This window comes from Flavobacterium sp. HSC-32F16 (assembly GCF_024171645.1).
Classification (GTDB): domain Bacteria; phylum Bacteroidota; class Bacteroidia; order Flavobacteriales; family Flavobacteriaceae; genus Flavobacterium.
The window spans coordinates 120,511-143,739 of sequence record NZ_JALKAC010000005.1; the positions used below are offsets into that span (position 1 = coordinate 120,511).

The window sequence follows — 23,229 nt, forward strand, 5'->3', positions numbered from 1 at the left end:
CTTTACGGAAATACTCGTGTGATTTCTCCTTCGTCGAAATGACAAAAACAAAAGAAATAGCTTCTTTTGAAACCGAGTGCCCTAGCCCTGATAGAAGCGACATCCTTTTTCTTGCTCCTTTAGCAAGAAAAAGATATAGCGGATAGCAGGAAACAGCTTCAAAAATTAATTATTATCGTTTATATTTGCAATTCGATATAAAAAACACTGGTTTTATTTTGATGTAAAATCAGCAATCTATAAATCTAAAATTAAAATGAGACACACAAAGGTTAAAGACTTATTAAACAGTACGACGACGCTACAGGAAGTGAATGCAAAAGGATGGGTGAGAACTTTTAGAAATAATCAGTTCATCGCGCTAAATGACGGTTCTACCATTAATAATATACAATGTGTTGTTGATTTTGAAAATACGCCAGAAGAAACTTTAAAAAGAATCACAACTAGTGCTGCAATTTCTGTAACTGGAACTTTAGTAGAAAGTAAAGGTGCGGGTCAGAAATATGAAATTCAGGTTTCAAAAATCGAAATTTTAGGAGATTCTGATGCAGAAGCTTATCCAATTCAATTAAGAAACAGACCAAGTCTAGAATTTTTAAGAGAAAAAGCTCATTTACGTGTACGTACAAATGCTTTTGGTGCCATTATGCGTGTGCGTTCAGTTTTATCTTATGCAGTTCACAGCTATTTCCAGCAAAAAGGTTTCGTATATGTAAACACGCCAATTATCACTGGAGCTGATGCTGAAGGTGCTGGAGAAATGTTTCAGGTAACTTCTTTACCATTGGATAATCTTCCAAAAAATGAAGAAGGAAACATCGATTTCAAAAAAGATTTCTTTGGAAAACACACCAACTTAACGGTTTCTGGACAATTAGAAGGCGAAACTTTTGCTATGGCTTTGGGTCAGATTTATACTTTTGGACCAACTTTTAGAGCAGAAAACTCAAACACTTCTCGTCACTTGGCAGAATTCTGGATGATTGAGCCGGAAGTTGCTTTCAATGACCTTGACGATAACATGGACTTGGCTGAAGATTTTATTCAATATGTAATTAAATATGCTTTAGACAATTGTGGAGACGATTTGAAATTTTTAGAAGGAAGACTTTTAGAAGAAGAAAAATCAAAACCTCAGGCTGAAAGAAGCGAAATGAGTTTATTAGAGAAATTGAACTTCGTTTTAGAGAACAATTTCAAACGTGTTTCGTATACAGAAGCAATTGACATTTTAAGAGATTCAACTCCAAATAAAAAGAAAAAATTCAGCTACATCATCAACGAATGGGGAGCTGATTTACAATCGGAACACGAACGTTATTTAGTAGAAAAACACTTTAAATGTCCGGTAATCTTATTTGATTATCCGGCAAACATCAAAGCATTTTACATGCGTTTGAACGAAGATGGAAAAACGGTTCGTGCAATGGATATCCTTTTCCCTGGAATTGGAGAGATTGTTGGAGGTTCTCAAAGAGAGGAACGTTACGATGTTTTGGTTGAAAAAATGAAAGCCTTAGGAATCGACGAGGAAGAATTATACTGGTATTTAGACACCAGAAGATTTGGTACAGCAACGCATTCAGGATTTGGTTTAGGATTTGAGCGTTTGGTATTGTTTGTAACAGGAATGACAAATATTAGAGACGTAATTCCTTTCCCGAGAACTCCTGGAAGTGCAGAATTTTAATCTAAGATTCTAAGTCGCTAAGACACTAAGGTTCTAAGTTTTTAAAATATAAATAATTCAATCGCGAATTTAATTCGTCAAAATAAGATGCTCAGTACCTTAGTACCTTAGCATCTTAGCAACTTTTTTTATGCTAAAGCAATTTTTAAATTTAAAATTATCCCAAAAATTATCTCCACAGCAAATTCAGCTGATGAAGTTAATTCAATTGCCTACGCAAGCTTTTGAACAGCGTTTATTAGAAGAAATGAACGAAAATCCAGCTCTTGAAGCTGGAAAAGAAGATGAATATGAAGCGGATGAATTCGCAAATGAAGACTACGACGATTATGATGATGCAGAATCAGATAGAATCGAAGCAGACGACATTAACATCGACGAATATCTAAGCGACGACGATACGCCTGACTATAAAACTCAGGTTAATAATTATAGTGATGATGAAGAACGCGAAACACCTTTTGCTTCGCCAATTAGTTTTCATCAGGATTTAATCAATCAGCTGAATACTTTTATTTTGAATGATGAAGAACGCGAAATCGCAGAATTCCTTGTTGGAAGTATTGATGATATGGGTTATATCCGCAGAAGCGTTCCAGATATTGTAGACGATATGGCTTTTACTCAGGGAATTTATACTGATGAAGCAATGGTCGAAAAAATGATGACTGTAATTCACGAGCTGGAACCTTCGGGAGTTGGAGCACGCGACTTGCAGGAATGTTTATTGCTGCAATTAAAGCATAAAACACCAACCGAATATGTTGATTTAGCAATTGATATTATCGAAAATCAGTTTGATGCTTTTACCAAAAAGCATTACGACAAATTATTGCAGAAATACAGCGTTTCGAACGAACAGCTTAAAAAAGCAATTCACGAAATCGAAAGACTAAATCCAAAACCAGGTGGTTCTTTTACAGGAAATAATAAAGTTACGGAGAATGTCGTTCCTGATTTTGCCATCAGAATTGTTGACGGTGAGCTAGAATTGACTCTAAACGGACGAAATGCTCCTTCTCTGCACGTTTCTAAAGATTATCAGGAAATGATGCAGACCTATAAAGATTCTCGTGATAAATCATCGGCTCAGAAAGATGCTGTTCAGTTTATCAAACAAAAACTGGATTCTGCTAAATGGTTTATCGATGCGATCAGACAGCGTCAGGAAACACTTTTTGTAACCATGAATGCGATTATGCATTATCAGGAAGAATTTTTCTTAGACGGCGACGAAACAAAGCTAAAACCAATGATCTTAAAAGACATTGCAGATATGGTGGGCTTGGATATTTCGACGATTTCTCGCGTTGCTAACAGCAAATATGTGGAAACGCCATACGGAACAAAGCTGATTAAAGAATTTTTCTCTGAAGCGATGAAAAACGATCAGGGTGAAGATGTTTCGACTTTAGAAATCAAAAAGATTCTTAAGAATACAATTGAAGAAGAAGATAAAAAGAAACCGCTTCCAGACGATCAATTGGCAGAAATCTTAAAAGAAAAAGGATATCCGATTGCCAGAAGAACTATTGCAAAATATCGTGAACAACTTGATATTCCGGTAGCGAGAATGAGAAAGAAAATTTAGTTTTTTCTTTTTTAAACCATATAAGAAATATAAGTTCATTTAAAAAAACAGCCCCGAAAACTTTCGTTTGTCGGGGCTGTTTTTTTTTGCTTTTCAAAATATAAAACATCCATATTCATTATTAAACCGGATTAAAATCCAGCCCTTCAATATAGCTCGAGCCAAAGGCTTTTTCAAAGTTCCGAAGGAACGAATTATTTTGTAGAGCTGGACTTCAGTCCAGTTTACATTAATTGAGATTATTCATCATTCAATTAATCAAACGTTCCTACGGAACGTATACCCCACAAACCATTTTTTTTCTACCGAAAAACATTCCTACGGAATGAATAAGATCTTTTAAAAACAATAAACCCGACAGATTTTAAAAACCTGTCGGGTTTACCAAATTGTAAAAGTTTAAATTATTTATACTGATCCGGTAATATTTTCACCGTAAACAAAAATCCTTTTTTCTTGTCACTATAACTATAAATCAAAGTATAATCATTGTCCCTAAAAACCTGAAGTCCCGGATTTGCTTTTGCTGTACTTAAAAGACTTTTCTGGATTTCGTTTTGTATAACATTCACTTCGGCCGTTTCTTTTTCTACATTCAACAATGTTAAATTATACTGAACTACTCTTTCTTCGGGTAAACTAACACTATCTAAACGAATACCTTCCTGAATAGGAAGCGGACAGCTTTTATTGTATTTTTCGACTAATTCTGTAACTTCAGTATTAACTTCATCAGCCTTTTCAGAAAGGAAAAACTGAAAAAAAACAGCCAGTGTCACTGCAATTACAATTACAACTAATAATAAAATATTTTGTCTTTTTTTAGTTTGTTTCTCTGTCATTGTTTTTAAAACTTAAATGGAATTTTACAATCTATTTTTCCTGGTTTTTCTTCATTGCTTTAAAATACGCTGCACGGCTAAGCGGCTCATATTCTTCCGTTTCCCCAAGCATTACCAATTTATCATTATCGGTTTTTCTAAAACTATAATTAGCCAGATTTCCGGTTCTGGTACAAACCGCATGAACTTTGGTAACATACTCGGCAGTTGCCATAAGCGCCGGCATTGGCCCAAAAGGATTTCCTTTAAAATCCATATCAAGTCCTGCAACTACCACACGAATTCCCTGATTGGCAAGATCATTACAAACGGTAACAATTTCATCATCAAAAAACTGAGCTTCATCAATACCAATCACATCGCAGCCTTGTGCCAAAATAGCAATATTGGCCGCAGCCGGAACAGGCGTTGAACGAATTTCGTTGGCATCATGCGACACCACCATTTCGTCATGATAACGGGTATCAATAGCGGGTTTAAAAATTTCGACTCTTTGTTTGGCAAACTGTGCGCGTTTTAATCTGCGGATTAATTCTTCGGTTTTACCCGAAAACATTGATCCACAAATAACTTCAATCCAACCAAATTGTTCTTTGTGATTTACTGTATTTTCGAGAAACATTTTGTATTTTTCTGCCTTTAAAAATGAATAGTTTTTATTACTTTGTACTGGTAATAAATCGACGTAAAAATGTGCTGTTTTACATTTTTTCAAAAGTAGAAAATTTTTATCAAATCAGGGATTGGCTGACGCTTATTAACAGAAATAAAAAAATATCTATCAGATTTCCTTAAGAATAAAGACATTCATACATCAAATACACTAAAATACCTTATTCACTATAATTTCAACAGTTATGAAAAAAAAATTGGAAGCCGATTTAATCAGCATTGCACATCGAATTTTAAAACTTAAAAATAAATCCGATATCAATCAATTATATCTTGAAACTCAGAAATTATATGAGAAATTAGCTGTTTTAAAATTTGTTGATGAAAACTTTAGCGAAGCGAAACCAACAATTACCCATAGCGAAATCAGTTCTGAAATTGAAACTCTTTTCGATAAAGAAGATATTTCTGCAGAAATTATTCCGGCTGAAACTGTAATTGAAACTCCCGTTTCAGTTGAAGAAGTTAAAGCAGAAGAAACTCCAGAACCTGTTGTAATTGAAGAAACACCTGTTGTTGAAGAAGTAATTGCAGCCATTCCAGAGGAAACAATTCCAGAACCTGCCCAAGAAGTTACAGAAGAACCAACTGCTCCAGAAGTTGCTGAACCAGAAGTTATGGAAGAAGTGGAAAAGGCAGAAGAACCTAAAAGTAATATTGAAGAACTTTCGTTTACAACAGTTAGCGACTTAAAACCAATTCCAGATTTCAAGCCTGCTTTTGAATTAGATACAGAAGAAATAAAAGAGGATATTAAGGAAGAACCGAAATCAGAATCAAAACCAACTCCAATTCCAATTGCATTTGAAGATTTCGGAATCAATTATGCCGATGCTCAATTTGTAAAAGTGGATAGTTTTGAACCCGTTTCTTCTTCAAACAATGATTCAAAAGAGAAAAAGAATATTGAAATTCCTGTTTTAGAAACTTCAAAAGAACCAAAATCAGTTTCTTTAAACGAGAAATTATCAAAAGGTTTTCACATTGATTTGAATGACCGAATTGCTTTTACTAAAAATCTTTTTGGAAACAGTACTGAAGATTACAGCCGTGTTTTAAATCAGCTTTTAACTTTTGATTCTTATACCGAAGCAAAAGATTTTATCGAAGAAATGGTAAAACCAGATTATAATAATTGGGAAGGGAAAGACGATTACGCAGAACGTTTTCTTGGAATTATTGAAAAGAAATTTTCATAAAACATAAAAACACGAATTTTACGAATTGACACAAATTTTTTCTTTGTGAAATTTTGGCACTTTAATCGTTCGTGCGAATCTGTGCAATTCGTGCTTAAATATTTAAAATAAATTATGTCAAAATTATATATCGTTCCAACGCCAATTGGCAATCTTGAAGACATGACTTTTAGAGCCATTCGGGTTTTGAAAGAAGTTGATCTGATTTTGGCGGAAGACACCAGAACAAGCGGCAAACTACTAAAGCATTTTGAAATTGGCACGCACATGCACAGCCATCACATGCACAATGAGCACAAAACGACTGAGAATTTAATTGCGCGTTTAAAAGCTGGCGAAACTATCGCATTGATTTCTGACGCGGGAACTCCGGCAATTTCAGATCCTGGCTTTTTATTGACTCGCGCTTGTGTCGAAAATAAAATTGAAGTTGAATGTCTTCCTGGCGCAACAGCTTTTGTTCCGGCTCTTGTAAACAGCGGACTTCCAAATGACAAATTTGTTTTTGAAGGTTTCCTGCCTGATAAAAAAGGGCGTCAGACTCGTTTTTTGGCTTTAGCCGAAGAAACCAGAACCATGATTTTATACGTTTCTCCGCATAAACTCGTTAAAACTTTAGCTGAATTTATTCAGTACTTTGGAGAAGACAGACAAGTCTGCGTTTCGAGAGAATTATCAAAATTACACGAAGAAAATGTCCGCGGAACTGCAAAAGAAGTTCTGGCACATTTTGAAAAAACAGCACCGCGAGGCGAAATCGTTGTGGTCGTTGCTGGAAAAACAATAACAAAAGAACCTAAGAAAAGTAAGTTTTCTAAGGATGAAGAAGAATAATTTATTTAAGCCACAGATTAAAAGGATTAACACAGATTAAAAATTGAGTTGCCACGAATTACACGAATTATCACGAATTAAATTAGTGGAAATTCGTGACTCGAGCGATAGCGAACAGGCGAAGCAAATTCGTGGCAAAAAAATCATTTTAATCCTTTTAAGCTGTGACAAAAAACTAAACTGCAAAGCAGAAAAACAATACATATCATGAGCATACAAGCCTTTCTAGAAAAAGTAAAACAAACACCAACACAAATCACATTTCCTGAAACTATTGCAGTAATCGAAGAAAATTACAATTTCACACCAACTGCTTTTCAAAACGGAACACAGCACAATGCTGCCGGAGAAAATTCTGGTTCTTGTAAATTATTTTCTTTCGCGAAATTGCAGAACTTAAGTAAAGACGAAACTTTAGCTTGTTTTGGAGCTTTTTATTTTGAAGAAGTTTTAGGAGATCCAAACGGAACGAATCACCAAAACATTAGAAATTTCATCAACTTAGGCTGGGACGGAATTCAGTTTGAAGGAAATGCTTTAGAAGCGAAATAATATTTGTCAGGCTGAGCGAAATCAAAGCCCTTCTAAATACAAAATATTTTGCCACAGATTAAAATGATTAACACAGATTAATATGAAAGTTGCCACGAATTACACAAATTAACACGAATTAAATTAGTGGAAATTGGTGACTCGAGCGATAGCGAACAGGCGAAGCAAATTTGTGGCAAAAAAATTACCAATCAGATTAAACGATTTCAAAAATCTGAAGTCTAAAATTTAAAATCTAAAATCAACCCATGCGTTGGACTTTAAAACCAAAACCTTCTGAAGATAAAATCAAACATTTAGCAGAAGCTTTAAATGTAGAAGATTTTGTAGCAACACTTTTAATTCAGCGTGGTATTGAAACTTTTGAAGATGCTAAGAATTTCTTTCGTCCGTCATTAGAGCATCTTCATAATCCTTTCTTGATGAAAGACATGGACAAAGCCGTTGCGCGAATCCAGCAAGCTTTTGAAAATCAAGAAAACATTATGGTTTTTGGTGATTATGATGTTGATGGAACAACAGCGGTTTCTTTAGTTTCCTCTTATTTAAAATCACATTATCCTCATATTGCCACTTATATTCCAGATCGTTACGATGAAGGTTATGGCATTTCGTATAAAGGAATTGACTATGCAGACGATAATGGAATTTCATTGATTATCGCCCTAGACTGCGGAATAAAATCAATCGATCATATCGCTTACGCGAAAGCAAAAAATATCGATTTTATTATTTGTGATCACCACAGACCCGGAGAATTTCTTCCAGATGCTGTTGCTGTTTTAGATCCGAAAAGAGAAGACTGCTCTTATCCTTATGATGAATTATGCGGCTGCGGCGTGGGTTTTAAACTGATTCAGGCCTTGGGTCAAAACCGAAATGAAACTATTGAAGATTTAGTTCCCTATTTGGATTTGGTTGCTACAGCAATTGCGGCAGATATTGTTCCGATAACGGGAGAAAATCGTGTTCTGGCTTATTTTGGTTTGAAGGTAATTAACAGCGAACCAAGACCAGGAATTAAAGCTTTGGTACATCAAGTCAAAAAGAAAGTTTTAGACATAACCGACGTCGTTTTTATTATTTCACCACGAATTAATGCAGCTGGAAGAATCAAACACGGCAATCATGCAGTTGAATTATTAACTGAATTTGATTTTGAACAAGCACAGCAATTCGCCTCAGAAATTGAGCAATACAACGCCGACCGAAAAGATTTAGATAAAAAAATAACAAAAGAAGCTTTTCAGCAGATTTTAGAAAATCAGGAAGAAGAACGTTTTTCAACGGTTGTTTTTCAGGAAGACTGGCACAAAGGTGTTATCGGGATTGTAGCTTCTAGATTAATTGAGACTTATTATCGACCGACTTTGGTTTTCACTAAAAGCGGAGACAAATATGCAGCTTCTGCCCGATCTGTAAAAGGATTTGATGTTTACAATGCATTGGATGCCTGTTCCCAACATTTGGAACAATTTGGAGGACACATGTATGCCGCAGGAATGACTTTAAAAGCCGAGAATTATCATCTTTTTAAAGAAGCTTTTGAGAAATGTGTACAAGAAACCATTCAGCCTGAAATGCGAACTCCAGAAATCGAGATTGATGCTGAAATTGATTTCTCTGACATAACTCCAAAATTGATTCGGATTTTAAAACAGTTTGAGCCTTTTGGCCCGCAGAATATGACGCCTGTTTTTGTGACCAAAGATCTAAAAGACACTGGCTATGCCAAAACCCTTGGTGCAGAAGAAGAACATTTAAGACTTTTCGTTAAACAGCAAAACTCCGATGGAATTGCTGCAATTGGTTTCGGACTCGGAAAAAAACTCGATATAGCAAAAAATCAAAATCTGTTTCAACTGGCCTATACAATTGCCGAAAATGAATGGAACGGAACTATTTCAACACAGCTTATGCTGAAAGACATTAGAACAAATGGAAGAGATTAAATCCAGTAAACGTGATCCGTATCAGGCACTGCGTTATAGAGAATTCAACGTATTTTTATTATTGCGTTTTGCGATGGTTTTTGCCTGGTCGATGCAGTTTATTGTAATTGAATGGGAAGTTTACAGCTTAACTAAAAATCCGCTTTCGTTAGGAATTATTGGTTTAATGGAAGTAATCCCTGCCGTTTCGATGGCTTTGTTTGCGGGACATATTGTAGACCAGCGAGAAAAGAAAGGATTATTGGTAAAATGTATTTTAGGATTTTCGGTAATTAGTTTTGGATTGTTTTTGTTGACTTGGCCAAAAGTTGTTGGAGGTTGGTCTTCAAATCTGATCCTATATTCAATTTACGCTTTAGTATTTTTTGGCGGATTAGTTCGTGCTTTTCTTGGCCCGACTATTTTCTCTCTTCTATCCCTGATTATACCTAAAAAAGCTTATCCAAATGCCGCAACTTGGAGCAGTTCGGTTTGGCAGATTGGAGCTGTTATGGGACCCGCATTGGCAGGATTTTCAATCAATTGGATTGGTGTTCACTGGTCAATGTGCCTGGTTTTTGGATTTTCACTTCTTTCTTTAATCGCTTTATCTCAAATTAGTAAAAAACCAATCATAAATCCGAAGATTGGAGAATCAATAAAAGACAGTCTTACAGAAGGTTTGACTTTTGTATTTAAAAACCAAATTGTTTTAGGTGCTTTGTCTCTTGATATGATTGCGGTACTTTTTGGAGGAGCCGTAGCATTATTACCTGTTTTTGCACAAGACATTTTAAAAGTCGGTGCTGAAGGATTTGGTATTTTAAGAGCCGCGCCTGCGGTTGGAGCTTTCATTACGATGATTGTTTCTGCTTATGTACCCTTATATCAAAATGCAGGAAAGAAACTCTTAATCGCCATATTTGTTTTTGGATTATCGATTATCCTATTTGGACTTTCTACTTATTTCTGGCTATCTGTTTTTGCTTTATTTTTAAGCGGATTGGCTGACGGAATCTCTGTAGTTATTCGCCAGACGATTTTACAGCTTAAAACTCCCGATCACATGCGCGGACGTGTTGGCGCTGTAAACTCGATTTTTGTTGGATCTTCTAATGAATTAGGTGCATTTGAAAGCGGTGCAACGGCTAAATTGATGGGCGCTGTAACTTCAGTTGTTTTTGGAGGAAGCGTTACACTTTTAACCGTTATTGTAACAGCTTTAAAATCGCCGACTTTTAGAAATTTAGATCTTCACAGAGATATGGAAGATCATAATAAATTGGAATAGATGAAGTCAATTTTTCTTTCTTTATGTTTGATAATGTCCCTTTTTGCAAACGGACAAAATCTGTACATCAAAACATACGGAAATGAAAAGAACAAGGCCATCATTTTTATTCACGGCGGTCCAAGCGGCAATGCCACTTTATTTGAAGGAACAACAGCTCAAAATCTGGCCGATCAAGGTTTTTATGTTATTGCTTACGATCGTCGTGGCGAAGGAAGATCAACAGATTCTGATGCAAAATTTACTTATGAAGAAGCATTTCAGGATTTGAATTCTATCTATAAAAAATATAATGTAAAGAAAGCAGCTATTATCGGTCATAGTTTTGGAGGTTTAGTCGCGACACTTTATGCTCATAAATATCCGCAGAATGTAAGCGCTTTAGTTTTGGCCGGTGCATTGTTTTCTCAGCAGGAAACTTATGATCATATTTTAAATACACTGAAGAAAAAATACAGCGGCGATTCTGAACAATTAAAAAGGATAAACCTTGTTGAAAATTTAGATAAGAATTCGGCTGAATATAGAAAAAAGTGTTATGAACTTGCGGGTGAAAACGGCTTTTTTAAAATGCCAAAACCAACAGCTGCATCTAAAAAACTCTATGCCGATTATGAAGCTGGTGAATTTTTTAAAACCAATATTAGGAACAAAAATGCTCCTTTGCTTTTTTATCAAAATGAAAAACAAAACAATATTGACAGCAGACCTTCATTAAAAAAAATCAAAGCTTCAGGAATTCCTGTTTTTGCTATTTACGGAAAAGAAGACGGTGTTTTTTCATCTGCACAAATCCAATCTATTCAAGATCTCGCCGGAGAAAATCACTTTGCTTTGCTTGATAATTGTTCGCATTATTTATTTGTAGATCAGCAAAAAGAATTTCTTGCTAACATAAAAAAATGGCTTGAATAATTTTTTTAATCCTACAAGTTCATTTAATGTTTGAGCTTTAAATTGTACTAGCGTTCAATAAAACTGAAGTTTTTTTTTATGATCATTCTCCACGAATTAAAATTCAAAAATCTTTAATAGAAACTTATATCAACTATAGCGTTCAAAAAACTTTTTCATTTTTTTATGAATTTTTTATTTAGAATTAATATAAATAATATTTATATTTGTTGAAATAAAAGGATTTACGATGAGAGAAATAGAACAGATATATCATAATAATTTTGGAATTGCCTTTTACTGGAAGCAAAACAGCCAGACTATTCTTGACAAAGTACAACTGGTTTTTAAGGAAACTGGTTTTTATTTTACGGTTTCAGAATTGAATCAGTTTTGTGATTTAATCGAAGACAGCCTAATTGAAAATACTTGCTGTGAAGCTTGCGAAATGAAATATTCCTGCCATAAATTTTTATTGAAAACTCCGTGTAATTCAATAGATCTCGCTGTTTCTATGACCGAATTAAAATCTATTAAGGATTTAGTTGAAGGTTCTTTATTTAAAATTGAATTGGATGAATATGTTTACGGAGCAGGCTTAAATTAAGAACTATTCTAAATAAATTAACAACATTTTTTCATAATTGAAATATATTTTGTTTGTATTCAAAATAAAGTATATTTACGATAATGAAAAATACCTGCATTCTTTTTGCTTTTATTATTTTGTCAGTTTTCTTAACAAACTGCACAAACAAATCTGATGAATATATTGATCCGCGCGGTACTGACTACGCTGGTTCCGAAAGCTGCATTCAATGTCATCAGGTTCAATATAATATGGCTTTACAGAGTTCTCATTTTAAAGCTACTGCTCCTGCAATTTCCGGAAATGTTTTGGGAGATTTTAATAAAGGCCATCACACTTTTATCTATGACAAAAACACAAAATTAGTCATGGAAAAACGAAACGACAGTCTTTATCAGGTTTTATATAAAAACGGTAAAGAAGTCGAAGCACATCGCTTTGAAATTGTTTTTGGGGTTAAACATGCACAAACTTCGGTATACTGGCGCAATAACAATACGTATGAAATGCCGGTTTCTTTCTACAATTCCATAAACAATTGGGCTACTAGTCCGGGATTTCCTGCTGATAAACCTTATTTTGACCGAATGGTGGTTAAGGATTGTTATTCCTGCCATGCTTCAAATGCCAGCAGCAGAAGTGTAAATCAAAACTCTGAGGAGAAAAATTTCATGTCAATGGATGTTGAGGATATTATTGACAAAAACACTATCGTTTACGGAATTGATTGTGAGCGCTGCCATGGTCCGGCAAAAAAGCATGTTGACTTTCATTTAAAAAATCCAAATGTAAAAACCGCCAACAGCATTACAAGTCTTAAAACTTTAAACCGACAGCAAAAATTAGATGCCTGTGCACTGTGCCATGCAGGAAATGACGGAATGAAAATGAAATCTCGTTTTGATTTTAAACCGGGAAATAGTTTATCTGAATTTTACAGAGAAACTAGAAGTATAAACGATACAACGCAATTTGATGTTCACGGAAATCAATTTCGCTTAATGGCGCAAAGTAAATGCTTTATCAATAGCGATAAAATGGATTGTATTACGTGTCATAATCCGCATGAAAATGCTTCAAAAAATATAGCATCGTATTCTAAAATCTGCATGAGCTGTCATCAAGGATTAAAACACAACGAAAAGACGCTTAAAATAATGCCTGAAAAATTACTGGCAGATAATTGTGTAGAATGTCATATGCCGAAAAAACTATCAGGAGCTATTAAGTTTCAGCTTTCAGACAGTAAACAATTGTCTAGTTATATTTTACGAACACACCGTATAGGAATTTATCCGCAGGAGAAAAAGTAATTATTTTTCAAATTTTTTAAGTTCAAAAGTCTCTCCGTCAAAAACACCATAAGTAAAGTAGCCAATCCAGTCACCCAGATTAACGTACTCAGAGTTTTCGCCAACAGGGTGAACCATAGGTAAATGACGATGCCCGAAAATGAAATAATTGTAGTGTTTACTTTCTAATTTTCGTTTAGCGTACAAAATCAGCCATTCTTTTTCTTCGCCTAAAAACTTAATATCCTCGTCACCAGAAATCAATTTATTTTTTACAGATAAATATTGAGCTAAACTAACGCCAACATCCGGATGGAGCCATCGGAAAAGCCATTTTGAAAACGGATTTGTAAATACCTTTTTCATTCGTTTATAGCCTTTATCTCCAGGACCTTTTCCGTCTCCGTGGCCAATCAAAAAAGTTTTTCCGTTAAAAGTAAACTCTTTGTTATCGTGATAAACGGGAATATTCAATTCAGTCTCAAAATAATCATTCATCCAAAGATCATGATTACCAACGAAAAAATAAATAGGAATGCCACTATCGCGAATTTCGGCCAGTTTTCCTAAAATCCGAACGAAACCTTTTGGCACTACGGTTTTGTATTCAAACCAAAAATCAAATAAATCACCTAACAGGAAAATAGCTTCTGCATCTTCTTTTACCTCATCTAACCAGGCAACAAATTTCTTTTCGCGCGGTAAACTCAATTCTGGAGTTGGCGCACCAAAATGCTGATCTGAAGCAAAATATATTTTTTTCATTTAGATTGTTAGATTACTAGATTTTTAGACAACTAAGATAAAACCTTTTGACTTTTGACTTTTTACAAATTATCAGATGCGTACCATTCTGCAAATGAAGATTCAGTTTCTTGAAGTTTTAGGGAAAAAAGTGAAATTCCTGCTGGAAGTCTCGCGATGATTCTTTCTGCAAAATCTACAACCATATTTTCACTTGTTGGCTGATAATCAACTAAAATAACGTGGTGACCACGGTTTTTCAGTTCATTTGCCAATTCAACATGCGGTGTCGTTTGATTAAAAACAGTAGCATGATCAAACTGATCGACGATTTCTTCTTTTACAATTTTCTTTAGGTCAGAAAAGTCAATTACCATTCCGAATTTCACATTTGAGCGATCTGTAATTGGCGAACCAATAACAGTCACTGATAATTTATAACTGTGGCCGTGAACGTTTTTACATTTTCCGTCGTAACCGTACAAAGCGTGCCCGGTTTCGAAACTAAATTGTTTTGTAATTCTGATATTACTCATCGATTTTTAATTTAAGGTTGCAAATTTACAAATTAATAACCGTTTTTATCTCTTTTTTTGGCTCTGTTATACATCCAGTAAGCAATTCCTATTAAAATGACAAAAGGAATGAAAGATCCAATAACAACTCCTAACTGGTAACTGCTGTCTGGAGCGTTTTTAATTTTCTCTGCAACATCGACGTTTTGGAATAAAGAAATAATAGTCATATTCAATAATTTATATTGTAAAAATTGGTTTTAAAACATTTTTCAAAACTATGTTTCTATTTGTATAAAATCAATGACTTATATCATACCTATTTTTTAAATTGCAACAAAGCATCACGACTAAAATCGGACAAAACTAATTTACCTGTAATTGCTGCGCGCTCAAAAAGAATAGATTCCCATTGTTCAGTTCCTTCCCATATAATCTTTTTCATTTCCTTTAAGGCTTCGGGATTGTATGAGCTTAATTTTTGCGTAAAACTTTCAACCTCAGCATCCAGATTTTCAGCATTGCTTAAAACTGAATATAAGCCTTTTTGAAAAGCCCAATCTGCGGATTTCCATGCGTGTGCTGCCAAAGTCATTTCAGTCATCGCTGTTTTGCCAATTTTTCGAGAAACAGCTGGTTCAATTACAAAAGGCCCAATTCCAATTGCGAGTTCAGATAATTTTACATCACTTTGGGGAGTTGCAAAAACATAATCGCAGGTTGCAATAATTCCTACTCCGCCTCCAACCGCTTTTCCCTGCACTCGACCAATAATTAACTTGTTACAGTTTCGCATCGCATTTAGCAGATGTGCAAAACCAGAGAAAAATTCGGTTCCCTGTTCTTCATTTTCAACCTGTAAAAGTTCATCAAACGAGGCGCCGGAACAAAACGCTTTTGTGCCTTCACTTTTTAATACGATTACCGAAATATTTTCATTTCGGCTTAAATCGTTAATTTCAGCCGTTAGCTGGTCTAATAATTCACGTGGAAAAGAATTGCTTGCCGGATGTCCAAACTGCACTGTGGCAATTGTATTTTGAAAAGAGGTTTGTAAAGAACCCTTTGTAATTTCTGAACTCATAAAAATAGTTTTAATGTAAAGTTACGCTTTTGAAAAATATTTTGCCTGATAGGTTCTGAAATTTGTTTTTTGAAAATTAAATGACTTTATTTGCTACAACTTTGGGGGATTAGCTCATTTGGCTAGAGTACTTGCCTGGCAGGCAAGGGGTGACCGGTTCGAATCCGGTATTCTCCACAAAATTAAAAATACCCAAACAGATACTGATTTCTGCTTGGGTATTTTTTTTTAGCAGACATCCTATGTTTTATATCTACATCATATATTCAAAAACACTAGACAAATATTATATTGGTTCTTGTCAAGATATTGAAAGACGTCTTCAAGATCATTTAAACGGTCGAAGTACATTTACAAAAACTGCGAAAGACTGGGAATTAAAATATTTTGAGACATTTTTAACCAGAAGCGAAGCCTGTAGAAGGGAATTACAAATAAAAAAAATGAAAAGCAGAAAGTATATTGAAAACCTAATAATAACAAAAAGGTTAGAGTATCCCGATGCATCGGGAGGGTGACCCGTTCGAATCCGGTATTCTCCACAAAATTAAAAATACCCAAACAGATACTGATTTCTGCTTGGGTATTTTTTTTAGCAGACATCCTATGTTTTATATCTACATCATATATTCAAAAACACTAGACAAATATTATATTGGTTCTTGTCAAGATATTGAAAGACGTCTTCAAGATCATTTAAACGGTCGAAGTACATTTACAAAAACTGCGAAAGACTGGGAATTAAAATATTTTGAGACATTTTTAACCAGAAGCGAAGCCTGTAGAAGGGAATTACAAATAAAAAAAATGAAAAGCAGAAAGTATATTGAAAACCTAATAATAACAAAAAGGTTAGAGTATCCCGATGCATCGGGAGGGTGACCGGTTCGAATCCGGTATTCTCCACAAAAATTAAAACCCTTGTAAATTTGTTTTTACAAGGGGTTTGTTTTTTTCCTAGATATTGAACACAAACTTGTCATTTCGAGAAACGAGAAATTCCACTAGAAACTCCGTAAAGTATTTCTTTAATCTTTGTTGGTAAACTTGCGAGATTTGTCGTTTCTCGAAATGACAAATCTGACAAATCGATTATTTCTCATTAGCCGAATCATCAGCGTCTAGATCATCTTTTTCAGCTTTTTTGAAATCATTATTCAGTAAATCGGTTAGTTTCTTTTTCTCTTTTTGATTTTTTTTGATCGTTAGTACTATCAAAAGAACAACCAATATTACTGCAACTCCTATTACAATCCAGTTAATTTCCATAATTTTAATTTTGAATAAAAGTAAAAATTAAAAGTATTCATCATATTATCAAAAGGTTAAGCATTCTCTTTTTAAGCAGAAGCTCATCTTAAATACAATTATAATTTTTGAAAGATATTTCTTTAAAACAGTTTCTTATTTTTGTGTATCTCAAAATATCCAAAAAAGACACTTACAAGAATTAAGCAAACCTTTCGAAATGAATCAAACTTTTAAAACTAAAATATTCTTATTCTTGAAGAAATTCATCTTAATTGCTTTACTGATTTTCATTGCTACTTTCATAGAAATGTATTGGGCAATGGGAAGTCTTTCTGAAAGAATGTCAAGCGGAAATCCAGACAGTGCTTTTTTTGATGATGCTTATTTAATATCTGTATTTACAACTGTTTTCTTAACCGTTGTTTTTCTGGCTTTAAATTTCATAAAAAAAACATATTTAAAAATCGCAATTCAATTAATATGCATAATTTCAATTTGGTATTTCTGGAATTACAGCATTTTTATTGATCGAGAATCTTCGTGGAGCACATATCTTTTTAAAGAAGAATTACTTTATACGCTTTCATTGTCGTTTTTTCCTATTTGGGTTTTATCAATTGTTTTAGTAATTGCTTTAAATTATATCTCAAAAAAATATGAGTTCAGGTAAAAAAACAATATTACGATTGTACTTCATCCTCAGTTTTATTTTCGTTTTAAACGGTTGCTTATATTATTTTAAACAAATAAGCCTGAGAGGTTATTACAGTGATGTTATTCTTTTTTGGATTTGGCTTTTTATGAATTTTGTGGTAATTCTGGTTTTCTGGAAAAAAATTATGGCCAAGCTTCTTTTAGCTGCTTTGGTATTGACTTTGGTATTTAGCATTATCCCCATGATGATTCCTTTTTATGCTTTAGTACTTTCAACCACACCTTTTGGATTGAATATGTATAAAAATCTAAATGAAAAATATCGGGCGCAGATTGTGGGTTACAGCGTAATGACATCTCCATGGCTTGAAGTAATTGAAAAGAAAGGAATAATCGAAAAAAGAATTTTTAAATGCACTGACTCACAACTTATGAATGATAATCTGGAGGTTAAAATCAGAACGGCAAAAAATATTATTTTTAACAACGAAACCGACAGCACAATTACACTCACACTTTTTTATGCCGGGCCAAGCAAAACTTTTACTTTTAATAAAAAAACCGGAAATATTACGGCTCAAACATTCAGTCGAAAAAACCTAATCCAAAAATTTGAAGGAACGTGGTATAATGAAACCGAAAAATCGTATCTCAGTTTTTATTTTGAAAAAGGATATGATTATGCAACCGCAAATACCTGGACGGGAGACCTAAATAAAAAAGAAAACATTGATGCTTATAAAGCTTTTATAAAAGACGGTAAATTAATGCTTCCTGTAGAAAACAGCGATCACCATGCGCCTTATTGTGAGATAGATGTAAAATATGGTGTATTGATTTACACATGCAATCAGGGACTTAATTTTTCTGATACTTCTATAAATACAAAAAAACCGTTGTTAATAACAAAATATAACCGTGTAACAGAATAACTCTTCTTACAAATTGTAATTTTTCTATCTTGCAAAACCTTATTTAAATCCCAATTTAATTTATGAAAATAAAACTATACGCCCTTTCTACAGTTCTTTCACTGTTACTTTTTTCTTGCAACAAAAAAGAAAATACTACAATTAAACTGCCTGAAGCAGCTGAACATACAGAAACTGGAACCGACACCTTACAAGAGGCCGACGAAACGCCCAGAAAGCAAAGCATCAATTTGTTTACAGTGATGCCAAAAGACAGCAGTGATATTGCCTTTATTTCTCTTTCGGATGTCTATTCTGTAGGCTACGAGAAAGATACACTTGCTTTACCTAATGTAGAAAAAATGGGAAAAGAGAATGCTCGGTATTTTACGTTTGGTGACATTTATAGAAAAAGACTTTTAACCGGGGCAAATATTTCCGAAACCGATTCTGTTTTTATAATTGATTATGCTAAAAATAAACGGGTTTCTTTTGCTGTAAAAAACCTAAAAACAGCAGCGATGCTGAGCCTGTATTCTTCTGGAGAAGATTGGCCTTATCGCAACTTTGATTATATGATTGGTTTCGAAATAGACAAAAAACTTTTAAACGGTTTTAGTGAATATTACAGTGATGCTTTAGTGTATGTGGGTAAAGAAAATCCGTTTTCGAAAGAACGTTTAAAACCTATTTCATGGGAAAAAATTGCTAAAAAAGACTATCCTTCAAAAACAATGAAAAATGAAGAACGAGTTTTGTTAAAAAACACAGTAACAGGCAATACGTATAAATTTAAAACAGACAGCCATGAATATTATTTACAAGACTACCTAGACAGCGATAAAATAATTTATGGCAGACGCCTTTTAGTAATCAATTCTACAACTAAAGATATCATAATCGAAAAGGTCTACCATTCAAACGAAGGTTCTTCTCCCTGCCCGTTAAATTATGAAGAAGGAGACGAGGCAATTAACCAATGGACAGGAAAACTTTTTAAAAACAAGCCTCCTGTTGTTTTTGGTTTTGAATATGTTTCTTTTGGATGTCCGGGAATTTCAATTATAGATAAATCAAACGAAGATATTTATCTGCAATGCGATAATCGTCATTAATCAAATTGCTAAAACTATTTTATGCTAATTTCATCTTGGCCTTATTATTCTACCTGCAAATCGTTTGATTTTTATAAAGAAGGTTTTCTGTTCCAGCTGTTGGTCATTTTGAATTAAAACCAGATTATCATGAATAAAAATGCAATAAAAAACCACATCGTTATAAGAGTATTTGTCATACTTGTTTTCTACGCTTGTTATTTTTTTTCGGAAATAAACAAAAATCATGGCGGCGGAAATAACTTTATCTCTGATAATTTCTTTTTAATGATGCTGGGATTAGGCATTTTATTTGGATGGATTGCCTGGATGATTATTGAAGCATTTGTTCTTTTATCTAAACAAAAATCAAAATTGGCATTAATTAACCTCTTCTTATTGATTGTAATGGCCGTAATACCCCTAGGATCTGCCTATCTCAAACATAAATATTACTAATCTTCCTATACAATGCAAAACATACAAAAACGTATCGCAGAATGTGAACTAGAATATGAAGAAATCTTAGAATCATCTTTGGCTTCAAATGAAGAAATACAAGAATTGGCTTCTTATTTTTCTCTGCCTTTACCACAAGAACTAATCAATTTTTATACAACTATTGGCGGTATTGAATCTGATGAGATATTCCGTATTTCTTCTGCAGAAAATCTAATCAGATATATGAAACAAAGAGAGACTTTCTCTCATAATTCAACTGGAATTATTGATATGATTATTGCTTTTTGGGCAAACGACCGCCCGGAGCTTCAGAAATATAAATTTCTTACTCAAGAAGAGACACAAAAAATAAACGCATCATTTCAATGCATCGGCTGGATCACGTCAGAAGAAGATATTGATGAAAGCGGCGAGTATATTATTTTCGACAAAAACGGCAACTTTGCAAACCTTTATTGCCATCAGGATAATATTAAAGCGGCAACAGACCAATTACTGGAATTTTTAAAATCTGGTCTTCCGGAAAGAACTCTTGAAAATGTTCTGGAAGAATTATTTGAACGTGCCGAAGGAAATTTAAGCCGATGGGACTAAAATCGAAAAACCATTCAATCTCTCTAATTAAAATAGTAACCATTTAAAATCTTAAATCATGTCTGAATTAAGTTCTTTATTTTGTAAAGTAAAAATCACAAAACCGCAGCTGGAAAAATTTTTAAACAGTCCGCTTGAAGAACCGCAGTTAAATACAAACTGGCTTGAATATTGGGACAGCCGGGAAATGTATTCAAAATCAGTTTTGACTCAGGAACAGCTTCGCACATACAACGATAAAATTAATCAGGAAGTTATTGACGGATGGATTAATTATCCCGAAGCGATGGCTTTTTCAGATTATGATGAAACCAATCAAGAATGGCATTGGGGAATGATGTTTTTTAGCGAGAACTTTACAGAAATGATTCCCATGTTTGCTTTTATCATCAGCATGGAAAAGTACATAATTGAAAGTACAGAAAACAAGGCGATTGTTTTTCCTTTCTTTTGGGGTGATGATGCTGTGCATGCTTATATTTATTTTGAAGATGGAAAAGCAGTATTGAGTCCAAAAGCACAAGTTTTAAAAGACGTAGATCCAGAGTTTTTAGAAAAAACAAAAGATTTCCTAAATAAAAAATGGGATCAATTGTCTAAAGAAATGGATTTAGACAATCTGGATTAAATCTTTTAAATTGTATGAAAAGTTGTATTTTTACTTCTTTCAAACTCGAAATCGTATTTTACCAAAACAAGTCTGTTTTTTACCGAAAAACGATTTTGTAAATCTTTTTTAAATACCTTTGAATTATGAGCACAGCAACAAAACCAAATCATATAGGGCGAAAAATAAGCCGTATTCGTGAACTTCGCGATATGAAGCAGGAAGCTTTGGCACAAGCTTTGGGAACAAACCAGCAAGCTATTTCTGCCATAGAAAATAGTGAAACTATAGACGAGGCAAAACTTATTGAAATAGCAAAAGCACTTGGTGTAACTGCCGAAGCAATAAAAAGCTTTTCAGATGAAAATATGATCACTTATTTTAATACTTTCCACGATACTGATTTCAGTAATAGTCAAGGAGCTTTTGGTCAAAATCATCAATGTAATTTCAATCCGCTTGACAAAGTTGTGGAACTTTATGAGCGTTTGGTTCAGGCTGAGAAAGATAAGGTTGAATATTTAGAAAAATTATTTAAAGGGAAATAGTTCTCTTTATTTTAAATAATATAAAAAGCCATTCCTGAAAAGGAGTGGCTTTTTATTTTTAGAATGAAATAAATAAATTTTTAAATCTCATTAAATATTTTATCTTTTAATACACTAAAAAACAGTTAACTAAACATAGAAATAATCCATTCAATAAAATAAGATATCAAAATTTCAAGCGTTATTATTAAACCCTTCTTTACTATTTTTAATAGTTTCTTTTTCATCTGACTTACAATTTTAATTATAAATCAAATTTCCACATATTGGTTTGGTACTATTACTGGTACCAGTACCATTTTGAGTACCATTTTTAAATTTTCTCGTCTGGCAATCTTTTTTTAAAATATGGAACTACTTCAACATTTAAAGATTCGCAATGAGAAATTATTTTTTGCATTTTTTCCCTTGAATTGAATATGTTTTTATTTCCATTTCTATTATTAGCGGGATAGTTATTAATTGTGGCTAAAATAAATTTATTATAACTGTTATTTCCTAAGTCTTTTGCTGCCTTAGAAGCATTAAAGCCATCTTTAAAAACTGTAGTGTCTTTATCATTTATGAAATAGTATTTTTCCATTTTACCTGAAGCAAACATACATCCTACCAAAAACCAAATTTCAGTTTTACAATCTTTAACTTCGTCAAAATTTGAAATTTCCTCGTTTTTATAGTTTGATTTAGAAAGATTTTCAATTTTAATCTGCTCCTTATAAAACCTTCTTTTATTTTTAAAAAAATCTTTCTGTGGCTTTATGTGATATGGTTCGTCGTTTTCAAACATCTTAATTCTTAGATATTCTGTATCTAATTCATCAATTGCTCGATTTATTATTTCTAAATTCTTGATTTTATCGTTTTTAGAAAATATTTTACTTAATGTTAAAAATCCTTGATTTAGACAATACATTGTAATTTTTCTCAAATCAAAAGCAACTCTTCCATTTTTAAATAAAAAGCATTCATAAAATTTAATTGATAAACTTCTTAAAGTTGCCTTCTCATAAAGAATTCTCTTATTTTGTTCGATAATATTAACAAACCACCAGACAGCCAAAAACTCATTTAAACGTCCCTCGACGTGGTAATTATAGCATTTTTTATCTTCTTCTTTTTTACTATTCCCATTACAATAAATACAAGAAGCTTTTAATTCTTTTGGAAATGTTTCGTTAATTTTTTTCGTAAATTCATTACTTAGAAAATCTTTTAACTTGTTATCTTCTAAATAAGCCTCAAAATAATCCCAAACTGACTTTTCGTTATTATTAAATCCAAATTGTTCTTTTTGCTTATCACTTAATTTTACAGAATAAACTTTCTCATCTTCGATATTTACAAATCCAAATTGCAGTATTTCTTTCATATTTGAAAATTTAAAT

Annotated in this window: 27 protein-coding genes and 1 tRNA gene; 20 read left to right on the plus strand and 8 right to left on the minus strand. The window is 33.3% G+C overall.

The features are described 5' to 3' along the window. The first annotated feature begins 256 nt into the window (after nt 1–256). Entirely contained in the window at nt 257–1,693 is a 1,437-nt protein-coding gene (asnS, locus tag L1276_RS15585; RefSeq protein ID WP_253789325.1) for an asparagine--tRNA ligase, read from the plus strand. Nucleotides 1,694–1,823: 130 nt separating this feature from the next. Next, complete coding sequence (rpoN, locus tag L1276_RS15590; protein WP_253789327.1) at nt 1,824–3,284, plus strand: RNA polymerase factor sigma-54; 1,461 nt, start codon at nt 1,824–1,826, stop codon at nt 3,282–3,284. Between the two features lie 404 nt (nt 3,285–3,688). Here rpoN and L1276_RS15595 read toward each other — a convergent pair whose 3' ends face one another. Together L1276_RS15595 and L1276_RS15600 are read right to left on the minus strand one after the other, a co-directional pair. Continuing rightward, nucleotides 3,689–4,126, minus strand: a complete 438-nt coding sequence (locus tag L1276_RS15595) for a hypothetical protein (RefSeq protein WP_253789329.1) — start codon at nt 4,124–4,126, stop codon at nt 3,689–3,691. 31 nt (nt 4,127–4,157) lie between these two features. Then, nucleotides 4,158–4,748 (minus strand): thymidine kinase, encoded by a 591-nt coding sequence (locus L1276_RS15600; protein WP_253789695.1) that lies wholly within the window; start codon nt 4,746–4,748, stop codon nt 4,158–4,160. A gap of 235 nt (nt 4,749–4,983) precedes the next feature. On the opposite strand from L1276_RS15600, the gene L1276_RS15605 reads away from it, so the two are divergent. From L1276_RS15605 to L1276_RS15640, 8 genes are all read left to right on the plus strand, one after another. Beyond that, nucleotides 4,984–5,997: a hypothetical protein gene (locus L1276_RS15605; RefSeq protein ID WP_253789331.1), complete on the plus strand. Its 1,014-nt coding sequence runs from the start codon at nt 4,984–4,986 to the stop codon at nt 5,995–5,997. A gap of 114 nt (nt 5,998–6,111) precedes the next feature. Further along, entirely contained in the window at nt 6,112–6,831 is a 720-nt protein-coding gene (rsmI, locus tag L1276_RS15610) for a 16S rRNA (cytidine(1402)-2'-O)-methyltransferase (RefSeq protein ID WP_253789333.1), read from the plus strand. Between the two features lie 207 nt (nt 6,832–7,038). Beyond that, nucleotides 7,039–7,383: a HopJ type III effector protein gene (locus L1276_RS15615; RefSeq protein ID WP_135223461.1), complete on the plus strand. Its 345-nt coding sequence runs from the start codon at nt 7,039–7,041 to the stop codon at nt 7,381–7,383. 248 nt (nt 7,384–7,631) lie between these two features. Further along, the gene (gene recJ / locus L1276_RS15620; protein ID WP_253789335.1) at nt 7,632–9,335 is read left to right on the plus strand and encodes a single-stranded-DNA-specific exonuclease RecJ; all 1,704 of its coding nucleotides are present in this window, start codon (nt 7,632–7,634) and stop codon (nt 9,333–9,335) included. Beyond that, nucleotides 9,322–10,605, plus strand: coding sequence for an MFS transporter (locus L1276_RS15625; protein ID WP_253789337.1), 1,284 nt, complete (start codon nt 9,322–9,324; stop codon nt 10,603–10,605). Before recJ ends, L1276_RS15625 begins: the two co-directional genes overlap by 14 nt. Beyond that, a complete protein-coding gene (locus tag L1276_RS15630) occupies nt 10,606–11,520 on the plus strand; it encodes an alpha/beta fold hydrolase (protein WP_253789339.1) in 915 nt (304 codons plus the stop codon). A gap of 229 nt (nt 11,521–11,749) precedes the next feature. Beyond that, nucleotides 11,750–12,106, plus strand: coding sequence for a hypothetical protein (locus L1276_RS15635; RefSeq protein WP_253789341.1), 357 nt, complete (start codon nt 11,750–11,752; stop codon nt 12,104–12,106). Nucleotides 12,107–12,189: 83 nt separating this feature from the next. Next, entirely contained in the window at nt 12,190–13,401 is a 1,212-nt protein-coding gene (locus L1276_RS15640) for a cytochrome c3 family protein (RefSeq protein WP_253789343.1), read from the plus strand. On the opposite strand, the gene L1276_RS15645 is transcribed toward L1276_RS15640, so the two are convergent. The 4 genes from L1276_RS15645 to L1276_RS15660 form a co-directional block, all read right to left on the minus strand. After that, nucleotides 13,402–14,145 carry a UDP-2,3-diacylglucosamine diphosphatase gene (locus tag L1276_RS15645; protein WP_253789345.1) on the minus strand — a complete coding sequence of 248 codons (744 nt, stop codon included), beginning with the start codon at nt 14,143–14,145 and terminating at the stop codon, nt 13,402–13,404. Between the two features lie 62 nt (nt 14,146–14,207). After that, nucleotides 14,208–14,660: a 6-carboxytetrahydropterin synthase gene (locus L1276_RS15650; protein WP_253789347.1), complete on the minus strand. Its 453-nt coding sequence runs from the start codon at nt 14,658–14,660 to the stop codon at nt 14,208–14,210. A 32-nt stretch (nt 14,661–14,692) separates the two neighbouring features. After that, a complete protein-coding gene (locus L1276_RS15655; protein WP_253789349.1) occupies nt 14,693–14,869 on the minus strand; it encodes a hypothetical protein in 177 nt (58 codons plus the stop codon). An 89-nt stretch (nt 14,870–14,958) separates the two neighbouring features. After that, nucleotides 14,959–15,723 carry an enoyl-CoA hydratase/isomerase family protein gene (locus L1276_RS15660; RefSeq protein WP_253789350.1) on the minus strand — a complete coding sequence of 255 codons (765 nt, stop codon included), beginning with the start codon at nt 15,721–15,723 and terminating at the stop codon, nt 14,959–14,961. Between the two features lie 103 nt (nt 15,724–15,826). Here L1276_RS15660 and L1276_RS15665 point away from each other — a divergent pair. The 3 genes from L1276_RS15665 to L1276_RS15675 all read left to right on the plus strand — a co-directional run bounded on the left by L1276_RS15665 (nt 15,827) and on the right by L1276_RS15675 (nt 16,605). Further along, a tRNA-Ala gene (locus L1276_RS15665) sits at nt 15,827–15,900 on the plus strand. A gap of 65 nt (nt 15,901–15,965) precedes the next feature. Next, nucleotides 15,966–16,241 carry a GIY-YIG nuclease family protein gene (locus tag L1276_RS15670; RefSeq protein WP_253789352.1) on the plus strand — a complete coding sequence of 92 codons (276 nt, stop codon included), beginning with the start codon at nt 15,966–15,968 and terminating at the stop codon, nt 16,239–16,241. 88 nt (nt 16,242–16,329) lie between these two features. Further along, nucleotides 16,330–16,605 carry a GIY-YIG nuclease family protein gene (locus tag L1276_RS15675; RefSeq protein ID WP_253789352.1) on the plus strand — a complete coding sequence of 92 codons (276 nt, stop codon included), beginning with the start codon at nt 16,330–16,332 and terminating at the stop codon, nt 16,603–16,605. A gap of 210 nt (nt 16,606–16,815) precedes the next feature. Here the strand turns inward: L1276_RS15675 and L1276_RS15680 are convergent, their stop codons facing one another. Next, nucleotides 16,816–16,992, minus strand: coding sequence for a hypothetical protein (locus L1276_RS15680; RefSeq protein WP_253789353.1), 177 nt, complete (start codon nt 16,990–16,992; stop codon nt 16,816–16,818). A 235-nt stretch (nt 16,993–17,227) separates the two neighbouring features. Between L1276_RS15680 and L1276_RS15685 the strand changes: the two genes are divergently transcribed. From L1276_RS15685 to L1276_RS15715, 7 genes are all read left to right on the plus strand, one after another. Continuing rightward, the gene (locus L1276_RS15685; protein WP_253789355.1) at nt 17,228–17,644 is read left to right on the plus strand and encodes a hypothetical protein; all 417 of its coding nucleotides are present in this window, start codon (nt 17,228–17,230) and stop codon (nt 17,642–17,644) included. Between the two features lie 169 nt (nt 17,645–17,813). Continuing rightward, nucleotides 17,814–18,560 (plus strand): hypothetical protein, encoded by a 747-nt coding sequence (locus tag L1276_RS15690; protein WP_253789357.1) that lies wholly within the window; start codon nt 17,814–17,816, stop codon nt 18,558–18,560. A gap of 62 nt (nt 18,561–18,622) precedes the next feature. After that, entirely contained in the window at nt 18,623–19,654 is a 1,032-nt protein-coding gene (locus L1276_RS15695) for an oxidoreductase (RefSeq protein WP_253789359.1), read from the plus strand. Nucleotides 19,655–19,783: 129 nt separating this feature from the next. Then, entirely contained in the window at nt 19,784–20,092 is a 309-nt protein-coding gene (locus L1276_RS15700) for a hypothetical protein (protein WP_253789361.1), read from the plus strand. Nucleotides 20,093–20,104: 12 nt separating this feature from the next. Next, nucleotides 20,105–20,689 (plus strand): SMI1/KNR4 family protein, encoded by a 585-nt coding sequence (locus L1276_RS15705; protein ID WP_253789363.1) that lies wholly within the window; start codon nt 20,105–20,107, stop codon nt 20,687–20,689. Between the two features lie 58 nt (nt 20,690–20,747). Beyond that, nucleotides 20,748–21,317 carry a hypothetical protein gene (locus tag L1276_RS15710; RefSeq protein WP_253789365.1) on the plus strand — a complete coding sequence of 190 codons (570 nt, stop codon included), beginning with the start codon at nt 20,748–20,750 and terminating at the stop codon, nt 21,315–21,317. A gap of 125 nt (nt 21,318–21,442) precedes the next feature. Then, entirely contained in the window at nt 21,443–21,844 is a 402-nt protein-coding gene (locus L1276_RS15715) for a helix-turn-helix domain-containing protein (RefSeq protein WP_253789367.1), read from the plus strand. 313 nt (nt 21,845–22,157) lie between these two features. Here the strand turns inward: L1276_RS15715 and L1276_RS15720 are convergent, their stop codons facing one another. Then, nucleotides 22,158–23,213 (minus strand): hypothetical protein, encoded by a 1,056-nt coding sequence (locus L1276_RS15720; protein ID WP_253789368.1) that lies wholly within the window; start codon nt 23,211–23,213, stop codon nt 22,158–22,160. Nucleotides 23,214–23,229 lie beyond the last annotated feature (16 nt).